Source organism: Leifsonia sp. SIMBA_070, assembly GCF_046534635.1.
Lineage (GTDB): Bacteria > Actinomycetota > Actinomycetes > Actinomycetales > Microbacteriaceae > Leifsonia.
Map to the genome: position 1 here is coordinate 1 of NZ_JAWRYK010001057.1, position 230 is coordinate 230.

A 230-nucleotide genomic window follows, 5' to 3' on the forward strand; every position below is an offset into this window, starting at 1 on the left:
CCGCGCTTCTCGATTCCTTATCGGCCGTGTCACGGCCCTGGTGACGCAGAGCGGCATCCCTGCCAGGGCATCCCGTGCCTGCTGCCGGTATATGGACGGCGGCACACCCACCAATTCGGTGAACCGGGTGCTGAAGGTCCCCAGGGATGAGCAGCCAACCGCGAAACACGCAGCAGTGACGCTGAGGTCTCCCCTGCGGAGCAGGGCCATGCCGCGTTCAATCCGCCGGG

Annotated in this window: 1 protein-coding gene; it reads right to left on the minus strand. The window is 66.5% G+C overall.

All coding sequences use genetic code 11. The annotated features are described in order from the left end of the window. A partial coding sequence (locus SB754_RS23375; RefSeq protein WP_410784618.1) for a helix-turn-helix domain-containing protein occupies positions 1–230 on the minus strand: 230 nt, incomplete at both ends.